Below are 12,549 nucleotides of genomic sequence, written 5' to 3'. Positions count from 1 at the left end.
GCGACCGTCGCCGACAGCTCTTCTGCCACGATGTTTGCGCGCTCGAATTGCGACCCGTTCATTGTTCCAATCCTCTCCGTGCGGCAAGCTGCCTCACCGCCATCTTCGGCGCACCTTGGGCGTTCCGCGGCACCCGCTTCTGGGTCACCGCTCGTCCGCTGCGAGCCGCATTTTCTTAAATTCAGGCCAAGAATTCAGACCAAGGCGTTCTTCGTCCCCGAGAACGGCTTTGCCTGTTGTCTCCTGGCGCTCGAAGGCACCGACTTTCGCTGCAATCCCTGTGCCGGAATCGCAAGCGAAATTGAGACAGTCTTCCTGTCCTAACCATCACCTTGCCAAATTTTTGTCTATCACACAAGCGCGCGAAAGTCCCGATTCCCAAAGTGTCAATCAGCGCTTTCCGCATGGCGTGCGGCCCCGGTTTTGAAGCAAACGCGCCGCGATCCGGCCCAAGCGGCGCCCGAATCCCCAATGAAGCTTCGGATCAGCCCTTCGAAAGGCGCGCCACGCCGCAAGAAGCGAAAGAGCGCGACCATCCGGGGGCCTGACAGGAGCGTGTTGACCATGAAGTTTTTCACTGGATGTGTGGCCGCGGCCACGCTGGCGCTGGCTGCAACCGCTGCTCAGGCTCAGGTTCCGGCGAGCGGTATCTCCGGCGGGGCCATGATCGCGGTGTCGGATTTCGAGGGGCCCTACGGTCCGCCGGACGCGGCGCCACCACCGCCGCCGCGTTACCGCTACGGCTATGGCTATGAGGAACGCGGCCCGGCGCCGGCGCTGCTGCCGGCCACCGAGGTCTACGCGGTGCTGCGCGAAAACGGCTTCTCGCCGCTTGGCATCCCGCGCCTGCGCGGCGCCGTCTACACCATCGCGGTGATCGACCGTCGCGGCGACGACGGGCGGTTGGTGATCGACGCCCGCGACGGACGGATCATCCGCTTCATGCCGGCCGCTGATGCCTATGGCATGGCGCCGGCCTATGAGGAGCCTTCGGTTGCACCTTACCGGCCGCAAAGCGCGCTGCCGCCGCCGACCATGGTCCGTGGCGGCCCGCCGCGCCCGCCGGCTCCGATCCCGCACGTCGCCAGTCGCACCGTTCCGCTGCCCAAGGCGGCTCCGCAGCGGGTCGAGACACCGGTCGCGGCCACCAAGCCCGCCGAGCCGACGGCGCAGCAGGTCCAGGCACCGCAAGCGCAGCCCACGCAGCAGACGGCAGCCGTGCAGCCCAAGCCGGCCGAGCCCGCGCCGGCGGCAACCGTCGGTCAGGCCAAGCCGGCAGCGACGATCCTGCCGACGCAGGAGATGCCGGCGGCACAGGGGCTGGATTAGGCCCTGAGCAAACGAAAAAGCGCCCGAGGATCTCGGGCGCTGCGTCAGGGCGATCGCCGCTCAGCTGCGCTGATACCCAGCCGCCTCCAGGATCAAGTTCGCCACGTCCTTCGGATGCGACACCAGCGAGAGGTGGCCGGCATCGAGCTCGATCGTGGTGGCGTTCATACGCTTGGCGAGGAAGCGTTCGAAGTCCGGGTTGATCGTACCGTCGTTCTTCGACACCGCGTACCAGCTCGGCTTCGAGTGCCAGGCGGCCTCAGTGGTGCGGCCGGCGAAGATCGACGCTGCCGTCGGCCATTGCACCGCGTAGAGCTCCTTCGCGCGTTCCGGCGCGACGCCGTTGGCGAAATATTTCAGGAAGGCATCTTCCGAAAGTTTTGTGGTGCCGTCGCGCTCGACGATGCCGGCGCGCGCCGGGCCCGTCGGAAACTGCTTCGACAGCGCGACGAAATCTTCGTTGGCATCAGGGGCGCGCGCGGCGATGTAGACGAGGCCGGTGACCTTCGGATCGGTGCCGACCTGGCTGATCACGGTGCCGCCCCAGGAATGCGCGACCAGCACGGTCGGACCGTCCTGCTCGGCCAGCGCGCGCTTGGTCGCCTCGACCGATTCGGCGAGCGATCCCAGCGGATTCTGCACGGCCGTAACGTTGAGGCCTGCGGCCTGAAGGATCGGGATCACCTCCGACCAGCTCGAGCCGTCGGCCCAGGCGCCGTGCACCAGCACGACGTTCTTCGCCTTCACGGTCTGCGGGGTCTGGGCGTGAGCGAGGCTGATGGGGGCCGCCAGCAGGCTCGCGGCGACGAAAAGGCTGCGCCAGAAAGTCATGATCGTTCTCCGTCTTGTTTTGGTTCGATACCCAGAGGACGGAGCGCGGGGCAACAGTGTTACGCGTGCTCACCGGTCTGTGATGCGGTGCAAAACGAAAAAAACGCCCCGGGGCACCGGGGCGTTTTCGCAACTTGGTGAATGTCGATGCGCTTAGGCGGCGGCCGAGTTCTCGATCACCTGCGCACCTTGCGCGCTGGTGTTGATCGCGATCTGGCGCGGCTTCTTCGCTTCGGGAATCTCGCGCACGAGGTCGACATGGAGCAGGCCGTTCTCGAGCGAGGCGTCCTTCACCTGGACGAAGTCGGCAAGCTGGAAGGCGCGCTCGAAGGCTCGCGCAGCGATGCCGCGGTAGAGCACTTCGGCCTTCGAGTTCTCGTTGGCGACTTTCTCGCCCTTGATCGTCAGCGTGTTTTCCTTCGCGACGATAGAGAGCTCATCCTTGGAGAAGCCCGAGACCGCAACGGTGATGCGGTAGGCGTTCTCGCCGGTACGCTCGATGTTGTAGGGGGGATAACCGGGGCTGCCGTCCGAGCTCGTCTGGTCGAGCAGGTTGAAGAGACGATCGAAGCCGACGGTGGAACGATAGAAGGGGGTGAGATCGTAGGTACGCATGGTCTAGTCCTCCATTGAGCGACTGTTCAGGTAACCCGCCCGCCAATCGGGCCGGGCTTTAGTCTGTGTGCAGCCTGATGTTCCGGTTCCGAAACACTGGTAGCGGCCTGCACCATGGTGATATGGGTTCAAGGGAAGGCGTTCAAGAGGGCGGTTAATCGCGCCTTTTCGGCGCGCCCGCCCTTGATTTGCAGCCCTTGAACTACAGCACTTGGCGCCCAAGCACTCCCAATCATGACGCTGGTCTCGATTCCGTCCAATCCCGTGCCCGAAGACGTCGTCAGCGGCACCATCAAGACGCCCGACGGCGTCGAGCTGCGCTTCGCGCGCTGGGCGCCGCCGGCGAACCGCAAGGGCACCGTCTGCGTCTTCACCGGACGCAGCGAGCAGATCGAGAAATATTTCGAGACCGTGCGCGATTTGCGCGACCGCGGCTTTGCGGTGGCGATGTTCGACTGGCGCGGGCAGGGGCACTCCTCGCGGCGTCTGCGCGATCCGCGCAAGGGCTATGTGCGCAACTTCGCCGACTACGAGATCGACGTGGAGACCTTCGTGCAGCAGGTGGTGCTGCCGGATTGTCCCCCGCCGTTCTTCGCGCTGGCCCATTCGATGGGTGGCGCGGTGCTGCTGCGGCTGGCGCATGCGCAAAAGCGCTGGTTCGACCGCATGGTGCTGTCCGCGCCGATGATCGACCTGCCCGGCCGCGCCACCTCGTTTCCGGTGCGGGCATTGCTGAAGACGCTGCGCATGCTGGGGCGGGGCGGCGGATACGTTCCCGGCGGCAGCGACCATCTCACCGGGCTGTCGCCCTTCATCAACAATCCCGTGACCAGCGACCCCGTGCGCTATGCACGCAATGTCGCGATCCTGGAGGAGGACCCCACGCTCGGCCTGGCGTCACCGACAGTCGCCTGGGCCGACACCGCGTTTTCGGCGATGCGCACCTTCAGGGGCATGAACTATCCGTCCGAGATCCGCCAGCCGATCCTGATGCTGGCTGCGTCCAACGACACCGTGGTTTCGACCGCGGCGATCGAGGAGTTCGCCTACCATTTGCGCGCCGGCTCCCATCTCGTGATCGCCGGCTCCAAGCACGAGATCCTGCAGGAGCAGGACCGCTACCGCTCCCAGTTCTGGGCCGCGTTCGATGCGTTCGTGCCGGGCACGCCGTTGTTCAAGTGAGCGGGGCTTCCGCAAAGGCGGTGCGCTCCCTCGCCCCGTTCTTACGGGGAGAGGGTTGGGGTGAGGGGCTGTTTCCGCAAATGCAGTGACAGCGAGACTCGCGGAGAGTCCCCCTCACCCGGATTGCATCTTCGATGCAATCCGACCTCTCCCCGCAAGCGGGGCGAGGTAAGAAGGCAACTCACAGCGTCTTCAGATATTCGATCAAATCGTAGCGCTCTTGCTCTTTGAGCATGCGGCCGATGGTGCCGTCCTTGCCGGGGCCCGGCGTGCCATCGAACGAGTGGCCGGCATTGCTGTTGCCGAACTGCTCGGTGCCATCAGACGCTCGCGTCGAGAAGCGCGACTGCCCGGTCTTGCAGCTCTCGCCATCGGCGACCGCGAAGCCGACCTGCTTCGGATCGTAGTCGCGACCACCGCCCATGCAGAACGATTTGGGGCGCTCGGCTGCGGGGCTCAGCATCCAGTAGAGCGAGGGCACCGATCCGTTGTGGAGGTAAGGCGCGGTGGCCCAGACGCCGTTGAGCGGGCGCGCGCGATACCAGGGCCCCGGCTCGTTCTTGTCGGACGGCTGCGGACCGGGATTCGGGCAGTTCTGGCGCTCTCCCCACCAGATCTTCTGAACCTTCGGGTCGATCTTCGCATCGTCCATCGCCTTGCGGCTGACGATGTCGACGAGCACCATCAGGCCCACCGAGTACGGCATGTCGGTCGAAGAAATATCCGGCAGATTGCAGCTCCACCAGGCATTGAGTTTCTGGGTGGGATCGAGCTTGAGAAAGCCCGGCACCTGAACCGTCCGCGTCGCCAGCACACTGGCCTGAGCGAGGTCGGTTCCCATGCCTCTGGCGCTCTTCTGGACCTCGTTCAGGAATTTGTCGCCGCCGATGGTCTCCCAGCGTGACGAGGACCAGATGCTTTGCTTCGGAAATTCGGTGTCGAACACGGGATCGTTGACCGGACCGAGATGGCATTCGGCGCAGATATCCGCATAGAGCTGTCGGCCGCGTTTGACGCGGTCGCCATCGATCTTCCACGCAGCATCGCCGAAGATGTCCGACGGCCATTTCGGTGATGTCAGTCCGGAGAGCTGCTTTTTCGGATAGGGCGCCGATCCCTTCAGCAGATCCTCGATCCAGTTCAGATTCTTGATGTCCATCGACGAGCGGAACAGCGTGTCCTTGGGTGTAGTGTCGGACAGATTGAGCAGCGCGGTGACGCCCAGCGCTTCGCCGGCGTTGCGGATCAGTGGTTGTTCGATGGACGCGTCATATTGCGCGTATTTGAGCCAGGGCACCGTCCAGATCGGCGGAAAGCTGACTGGCGCGTCCTTGGCATGCAGATTCTTCTCGAAGCCGCTGAGGCCGCTCAGCGTCATGTCCTGGGAGAAGACCTGGTTGCCGATGCGGTTGAGCGCGTCGAGACGGCCATAACCCTCCTCGGTGTCCTGCTGCTGCTCGTCCCGCTTCGTCTTCTCGTTGAACCTCGTCTTGCCCTTGATGGTCTTGTCGTAGGTCGTTTCCCAGTCTTTCAGGAATGTGCCGATCGCACTCAGCTTCTGCTTCAGCGCATCGCGATCCGCATCGCTGGCGGAGGGGCCGAGCACACGGTCGGCGAAGCGCGTGAAGCGACCGGGCACGAGCAGCGTGTAGGCGATCGACAGGCCGGTCGTGACCTCGAGCTTTCTGAGGTCGGTCATCGCCGGACCGCCGTCGAAGCGGATGTCGATGCCTTTATAGTGGATCTGGCCGGTGTGGCAGGCGGCGCAGGTCAGGCCGATCCGGTCCTCGCCGACCTTGCCGGTCGCGGGATCGGGCACGCCGGTCATGCGCGCGAAACCGACGGGCAGGCCGTCGACGTTTTCAGCCTGGGCGCCCCAGTTGACCGGCGGATCCCAAAGCCGGGCCGGCACCGGCTTCGTCTTGTCGTAAACGTTGGCGTAGCCGAACCGGCGCAGGGTGGCGTCGTCGGTATTGAGCGTCTGCGGGCTGGGGATGAAGCCGAAGCGCTGCAGATGGTCGCTGTCGTGGAGCATCCCGGGCTTTGCGAAGAAATGAAGCCGCGGCTGCTCGAGCGCCATGAACCAGCTATAGGGCACCGGGAAGGTCGCCGTGCCCTGGCTGGCGTGATGAAACCAGTGCCGGTCCTCCAGCGCCCAGTTTTGCTCGAGCCAGTACGCGGCCCGGGGTTCGACAAGCTTCGGCAATGGCGGCGCCACCAGGTCCCCGAGGATGCCGGGCAGCATCGGCTGGAATTGATCGGGAAAGCGCAGCGCCACGATGCCAAAGACGAGGAGCGCAGCGACCAATCCGCCGGCAGCGCGCAATATGAGCGAGGGCGGGGTGACCGGCTGGCTGGCGATCCGCTGGGTGATCCTGTCAGGGAATTTGCGCTCGTTGAACAATGTCCTCACCTCGGCCACGCTGAGATAGCGGTCATCACCTTGACCCTTGCCCATGATCTTGAGCAGGACCGGCCATTCGAACTTCATCAGGATCGGGTAATACCAGCGCGACTGATTGCCGGCGCGCTTGAGATTGTCGTTCATGAAGGTCTGGATTTGCGCGGCGTTGAGCCCGGTCTCGGTGCCGCCATCGGGATCGGCATAGGGACCGCCGAAACTGGCGAGCCGCGTAATCTCGTCCTCGTTGACGCGCCCGTCGACGCCGAGGATGCGCGAGCCGGCGCCGAGCTTGTCGAGCGGGCCGCCGCGCAAGCCATTGAGCTGCGCGCCCCAGAAGATGCTTTGCAGGATGTGACAGGCACCATTGGCGATGAGTGCAACGCCGCGGACCTGGATGCGAGCCGAGGTCTTCTTCAGCCCAGCCTCGCCACTTGCATTTGCGATGGTCTGCGACAGCGTCCGGAGCGGGACGGTCCCGCCGTCGACAAAACCCTCGCCGACAAGTCCGCGCAGGAACGGGCAGGGATTGTTCGGCGAGACTTCGATCGAGGGATCGAAGGGCTTCTTGCGGGAGGCATCCATCGGTCAAAATCCTGAAAGAAACGAATCGAGAAAAGCGGCCATGCCGATCAAGCGCGGAAAGTTTAACAAACAGACAGCGCAGACGTCGAAGCACAATACTACTTCAGCGTGTGATGAAGTGTGGCTGAATTCACTGTGGTGTCAATAAAGGTGGACGTGAGCGCGCGGTTTGCCCTCAGGATTCGGCGGCGCGTCTGACGTCGCTCTGGACCAGGGTGAGCTTGCTGGCCGGGACGCCCGCCTTCAAGAGCCCGTCGCGGTAATGCGCGATGTCCTCGGCCCGCTTCCAGTGAAAATTCCGCAAATGGCGGTCGACATTCAGGGTGGGGTAGTTGCCCATCAGCACGCCGGTCGCCTCGACCGCCTCGCCGGTGCGGCCTAGTTGGGCCAGCGCTGCGGCGCGGATCGCGAGCGCCTGCATGTGGTTCGGGTTGACGTAGAGCTGCTCGCGCGCCCACGACAGGGTCGCGTCATACTGGCCGACCAGATAGTGGCTGAAGGCGTTCAGCGCCGCCCATTGATAGCGCGGGTCGCTGTTGTCGCGCTGGGCGGCCATCGAGAACAGCTCGATCGCCTGGCGGTGCTCGCCGATGACGAAATGGCAGATGCCGAGCACGCCGCGCGCGCCCATGTCGTAGGGGTTGAGCGCGACTGCGCGTTTGGCGGCGTCCATCGCCGCCTCGTCATGGCCTTCCAACGCATGCGCCCACGACAGGATCGAGAATGCGAACGACGAGCGCGGGTCGAGCCGGACGCTGGTTTCGGCAAGCTGCATCGCCTCGGCCCACATCTCGCGCGTGCCCTTGACCCAGCCGAACTGGATGCTCTGGATCTGGATCGTGGCGAGATAGGCATGCGCGATCGACAGTTTGGGATCGAGCGCGATCGCCTCCCGGAACAGGTCGACGGCCGTGCTCAGATCTTCCTTGGTCTGCCGGTAATAATGCGACAGCCCCTTCAGGAAGCGGTCCCAGGCGGTGATGTCGGTGGTCGGGCGCGCAGGTGCGGAGGCCTCGGCCCGGACGATCTCGGTGGCGATGGCCGCGGACAGATTGGTCGTGATCTCGTCCTGCATCGCGAAGAGGTCGCCGATGTCGCGGTCGTAACGCCCGGTCCAGAGCTGCTCGCCGGTCTCCGGCGCGATCAGCTCGGCGGTGACGCGGATCTTGGCGCCGGCGCGCCGCACCGAGCCCTGGATCAGATAGGTAGCGTCGATCTCGCGCGCGATCACGCGGGTGCTGGCATTCTTGCCCTTGAAGGCGAAGGTCGAGTTGCGGCTCAGCACGCGATAGAACGATTGCAGCGACAGCGCGTGGATCAGGTCCTCGGTCAGGCCGTCGGAGAAATATTCATCCTGGGCGTCGCTGAGATTGGCGAAGGGCAGCACGCCGACGATGGCAGTGCGGTATTGCTGTGAGAGTGCGGACCCTTCCTTCAGCTCTGGCGCAAGTGCAGTCGCACCATCGGGCGTCCAGGTCCAGATTCCGACCGGATCCTTGATGTTCTTGAAGCGATGGTTGCCGCCGTCGACCAGCGGCACGGTGAGATGCTTGCTCGCCTCGCGGTAGGCCTTGGCCGAGATCGCGAACCCGCCGGGGTTTGCCACCGATTCCAGGCGGACGGCGATGTTGACGTCGTCACCGAACACCTCGTCCTCGTCCGCGATGACGTCACCCATGTGGATGCCGAGCCGGAACTGCATGGTGCGTTCGGCGGGCAGATGGTGATTGCGATCCGCCATCAGCAGCTGCATCGCGATCGCGGCCTCGGCGGCGCCGACGATGGAGGGGAATTCCAGCAGGAAGCCGTCGCCGGTGTTTTTGACGACGCGGCCGCCGTGATTGAGGATGATCGGATGGATCGCGCTGCGATGGGCCTTGAAGGCGGCATGGGTGCCGGCCTCGTCACTGCCCATCATCCGCGAATAGCCGGCGACATCGGCGCAGACGATGGCGGCCAGACGTCTTTCCATATCCTCGGAGCTCCAAGGGAGAGGGGACAGCCACCGCGTGGCAGGCGCCTCGAATCCCGCATTTCAAGAACCCTGCCTTTATAGAGCAGATGAGGCCGAGCGAAAGTGTGAACCGCATTGCAAATTCGACGCAAATCCTAAGCTTTTCCGGCGGTGGACGGCGGGGTGCGAACCGATTAAGGCCAATCCCTTGGGATCGCCCGGCCGGGCGGCGGAGTCTCTTATGCTGGGCATTCACGAAATCTGGCTCTTCATCCTGTCGGGCGTGCTGCTCAACATTACGCCGGGGCCGGACACAGTCTATGTCATCGGCCGCAGTATGCAGATGGGCTGGCGCGGCGGGGCGGCGGCGGCCTTCGGCATCAGTTGCGGCTGCTTTTTCCATGTCGCGGGCGCCGCGATCGGCCTTTCGGCGCTTTTGATGGCTTCTTCCACCGCGTTCTCGATCCTGAAGCTGGTCGGCGCGGCCTATCTGGTCCTGACCGGGCTTCAGATGCTGTGGTCGCGACCGGCCCTGGTGAGGGTCAAGGACGAGGCCGAGCGGAGTTCGCTGAGGCGGGTTTTCCTCCAGGGCGTCTTCACCAACGCGCTCAATCCCAAGGTTGCGCTGTTCTTCCTGGCCTTCCTGCCGCAATTCGTCGCAGCCGATGCGCCGCACAAGCCGCTCGCCTTCCTGACGCTTGGCCTGATCTTCATCTACACGGGGACGCTGTGGTGTCTGGTGCTGGCGGCATTTGCGGCGAAAGCCGCTCACCGGCTGCGGGAGTCCGAGGGCGTGATCGCCTGGGTCAACCGGACCCTCGGCGGCCTCTTCATCTATCTCGGCATCCGCGTCGCCATGCTGGAGACGCGGTAGCTCATCCGAACGGATGAGTGGATCTCACGTCAGACGAATTCCTTCAGCAGCGCACCGCCGGCCAGATAGACGCCAAGCAAGATCATCGCGACCAGGAACCAGCGGCGGAACGCCTCCGCCGGCATTTTCGCCCGCACCGACTGGCCGATGAACATGCCGGCAAAGGCCGTGGCCATGGCGACGACGCCCGGTACGGCATTGGCTGGCGTCAGCAGGCCGCCCGCGGTCAGGTTGAAGGCGAGCGCCAGCGTTGCGGTGGTGAAGAACACGCCGAGCGCCTGCACCAGTTCGTCCTTCTCCATCCCGATCGCCTGCATGAACGGCATCGAGGGGATCACCTGCACGCCGGTCGAGGCCGAGATCACACCGGTGATGAGGCCAACCACGCCGCCGACCCATTTCTCGTTCTGCGGCGCGACGTGGAACTTGAATGTGCTGAGGCCGATGATGGCATAGATCACCAGCAGAATACCGAGCACCACGGTGCCGTAGCGGGCATAGGGCCCCGTCAGCGCGCCGGCATTGAGCCAGCAGCCGATCACAGTGCCGATCATCAGCGGCCACAGCCGCCTCAGGATGTCGCGCAAATGGGGGCCGACAAAAGTCTGCCAGATATTGGTGACGATGGCCGGCACGATCACGATCGCGATCGCGCGGCTGGGCGCCATGTTCACCGCGAGCAGGCCCATGGAGACCGTCGGCAGGCCGAGCCCGACGACGCCCTTGACGAATCCGGCGACCAGGAAGACGGCGGCGATGAGAATGAGAAGCGGGTCAATCATGATCTGCACATTGACCGAAGCCGCGCCCGGGCACAATCTGGAGGTTACGGAGACAGCCTTCGTCCAGGACGAAAGCTAAGTTTGGAGGAAGCAACGATGCGCTTCGATCTCGTCGATCTCCAGCTCTTCATTGCGGTCGCCGACCAGCGCAGCATCACCCGCGGCGCGGAGCGTTCGCACTTAGCGCTGGCCTCCGCCAGCGCGCGCATCAAGGGGCTCGAGGAGGCGCTCGGCGTCGCGCTGCTCAAGCGCGGGCGGCGCGGTGTCGAGCTGACTGCGGCCGGCGAGAGCCTACTCGATCACGCCCGGCTCGTGATCCATCAGATCGACGCCATGCGCGGCGATCTCGCCGGCTTTGCCAGCGGGGTGCGCGCCAGCGTGCACTTCCTTGCCAACACCTCAGGGCTCTCGGAGCATCTGCCAAAAGCGCTCGCCGGCTTCCTGCGCGAGCATCGCGACGTCGCCATCGACATCGAGGAGCGCGAGAGCACCGACATCGCGGCCGCGATCACCGCGGGTGCCGCCGATCTCGGCTTCGCTGCCGAGCACGCGCTGCCTGATCATGTCGAGCGTTTCGTGTTCAGCGAGGATCGCCTGACGCTGGTGACCTCCAGGCGCGGCCCGTTCGCCGGTCGCCGCCAGATCGATTTCCAGGAGGCGAACGCCTGCGAGTTCGTCGGTCTGACCAGCGCCACCGCGCTTCAGATGCATATTTCAAAGCACGCGGCCCGGCTCGGCATGCGCCCGCATTTCCGCGCGCGCTTACGCGACTTCGACGCGATCTGCCAGCTGGTCTCGGCCGATGTCGGCGTCGCGCTGGTGCCCGAATCCGCCGCCCGCCGCTGCGCCAAACTGATGCCGCTCGCCATGGTCCGCCTGCGCGACGCCTGGGCCAACCGGAGGCTTGTGATCTGCGCGCGCAGCTTCAAGGCGCTGCCGCGGCCGGCGAAGATGCTGGTGGAGCATTTGAGGGCGGCTGCGATGTAAGGGGCGGTTACTTCGCCGTCTCCACGCCGGCGTCCCTGATGACCTTAGCCCATTTCGCGGTCTCGTCCGCAATGAATGCGCGAAAATGCTCCGGCTCGTCGCCGATCAGCGTTGCGCCCTGCTGGGCGAGCTTGTCCTTCACCGCGGGATCCGCCATGGCCTTGGTCGCAAGGTCATGCAGCGTTGTCACGATCTCCTTCGGCGTGCCCTTGGGCGCGACCATGCCGTACCAGTTCTCGATGCGCAGATCGGGAAAGCCCGCTTCCTTCGTGGTAGGCACGTCGGGTGCGGTCGGGGCGCGCTCCACCGAGCCGACCGCGATCGGCTTCAGGGCGCCGGCCTTGACCTGCGGCAGCAGCACCGGGAGGTCGAGGAACGTCATCTGGACCTGCTGGCCGAGCAGATCGTTCACCGCAGGCGCGGCGCCACGATAGGGCACGTGCACGATGTCGATCTTCGCCGTCAGCTTGAACAGTTCGCCGGCGAGATGCGGCAGGCTGCCGGGGCCGGAGGAGGCGAAGTTGAGTTTTCCCGGCTGCGCTTTCGCCAGCGCAATCAATTCGCCGATGTCCTTGGCGGGCACATTGGTCGCCACCACCAGCATTTCCGGCACGGTCGCAATCAGCGTCACCGGTGTCAGGTCACTCAGCGTATCGTAGGCCACCTTCTCCATGCTCGGGCTGATCGCGAGCGCGCCGGCGGAGGAGATGGCGATGGTGTAGCCGTCGGGCGCGCTCTTGGCGACCGCGTCGGTGCCGAGCACGCCGCCCTGGCCGCCGCGATTGTCGATCAGCACCGGCTGTCCCGCCAGTTCCGACATGCGCTGGCCGATGACGCGGGCGATGATGTCGTTGGGGCCGCCGGCCGGGAACGGCACGATCAGCTTGATCGGCTTTGCCGGAAAATTCTGCGCCGCGGCCACCGACGGCAGCAGCAGAAACAGTCCCAGGAACAATCCGATGAACGATCTAACGAGAAGCCTGCGCGAGATGGTCATGCAAGCATCCCG

At 64.8% G+C, this 12,549-nt stretch carries 11 protein-coding genes; 5 read left to right on the top strand and 6 right to left on the bottom strand.

Annotation, left to right across the window (positions count from 1 at the left end; all coding sequences use genetic code 11):
- A partial coding sequence (locus FXB40_RS48830) for a hypothetical protein (RefSeq protein WP_210352246.1) occupies positions 1–324 on the top strand: 324 nt, incomplete at its 5' end.
- A gap of 240 nt (positions 325–564) precedes the next feature.
- Entirely contained in the window at positions 565–1,329 is a 765-nt protein-coding gene (locus FXB40_RS46810) for a hypothetical protein (RefSeq protein WP_148779008.1), read from the top strand.
- A 60-nt stretch (positions 1,330–1,389) separates the two neighbouring features.
- On the opposite strand, the gene FXB40_RS46805 is transcribed toward FXB40_RS46810, so the two are convergent.
- Together FXB40_RS46805 and FXB40_RS46800 are read right to left on the bottom strand one after the other, a co-directional pair.
- Positions 1,390–2,160, bottom strand: a complete 771-nt coding sequence (locus FXB40_RS46805) for an alpha/beta fold hydrolase (RefSeq protein WP_148779007.1) — start codon at positions 2,158–2,160, stop codon at positions 1,390–1,392.
- Between the two features lie 153 nt (positions 2,161–2,313).
- Positions 2,314–2,775: an Hsp20 family protein gene (locus FXB40_RS46800; protein WP_148779006.1), complete on the bottom strand. Its 462-nt coding sequence runs from the start codon at positions 2,773–2,775 to the stop codon at positions 2,314–2,316.
- A 234-nt stretch (positions 2,776–3,009) separates the two neighbouring features.
- Between FXB40_RS46800 and FXB40_RS46795 the strand changes: the two genes are divergently transcribed.
- Positions 3,010–3,957 (top strand): alpha/beta fold hydrolase, encoded by a 948-nt coding sequence (locus FXB40_RS46795; protein WP_148779005.1) that lies wholly within the window; start codon positions 3,010–3,012, stop codon positions 3,955–3,957.
- Positions 3,958–4,138: 181 nt separating this feature from the next.
- Here FXB40_RS46795 and FXB40_RS46790 read toward each other — a convergent pair whose 3' ends face one another.
- Together FXB40_RS46790 and FXB40_RS46785 are read right to left on the bottom strand one after the other, a co-directional pair.
- On the bottom strand, positions 4,139–6,943 hold the full coding sequence (locus FXB40_RS46790) for a di-heme-cytochrome C peroxidase (protein ID WP_148779004.1): 2,805 nt from the start codon (positions 6,941–6,943) through the stop codon (positions 4,139–4,141).
- A gap of 175 nt (positions 6,944–7,118) precedes the next feature.
- Entirely contained in the window at positions 7,119–8,915 is a 1,797-nt protein-coding gene (locus FXB40_RS46785) for an adenylate/guanylate cyclase domain-containing protein (RefSeq protein ID WP_148779003.1), read from the bottom strand.
- A gap of 223 nt (positions 8,916–9,138) precedes the next feature.
- Between FXB40_RS46785 and FXB40_RS46780 the strand changes: the two genes are divergently transcribed.
- Positions 9,139–9,771: a LysE family translocator gene (locus tag FXB40_RS46780; RefSeq protein WP_148779002.1), complete on the top strand. Its 633-nt coding sequence runs from the start codon at positions 9,139–9,141 to the stop codon at positions 9,769–9,771.
- A 29-nt stretch (positions 9,772–9,800) separates the two neighbouring features.
- Here FXB40_RS46780 and FXB40_RS46775 read toward each other — a convergent pair whose 3' ends face one another.
- The gene (locus FXB40_RS46775) at positions 9,801–10,553 is read right to left on the bottom strand and encodes a sulfite exporter TauE/SafE family protein (protein WP_148779001.1); all 753 of its coding nucleotides are present in this window, start codon (positions 10,551–10,553) and stop codon (positions 9,801–9,803) included.
- 96 nt (positions 10,554–10,649) lie between these two features.
- Between FXB40_RS46775 and FXB40_RS46770 the strand changes: the two genes are divergently transcribed.
- A complete protein-coding gene (locus FXB40_RS46770) occupies positions 10,650–11,540 on the top strand; it encodes a LysR substrate-binding domain-containing protein (RefSeq protein ID WP_148779000.1) in 891 nt (296 codons plus the stop codon).
- Between the two features lie 7 nt (positions 11,541–11,547).
- Here FXB40_RS46770 and FXB40_RS46765 read toward each other — a convergent pair whose 3' ends face one another.
- The gene (locus tag FXB40_RS46765) at positions 11,548–12,537 is read right to left on the bottom strand and encodes a Bug family tripartite tricarboxylate transporter substrate binding protein (RefSeq protein WP_187437608.1); all 990 of its coding nucleotides are present in this window, start codon (positions 12,535–12,537) and stop codon (positions 11,548–11,550) included.
- Positions 12,538–12,549 lie beyond the last annotated feature (12 nt).

This window comes from Bradyrhizobium rifense, from assembly GCF_008123425.1.
GTDB lineage: Bacteria > Pseudomonadota > Alphaproteobacteria > Rhizobiales > Xanthobacteraceae > Bradyrhizobium > Bradyrhizobium rifense.
Note: the sequence above shows the minus strand (reverse complement) of the source record. Positions and strands in the feature narration are given on the sequence as shown.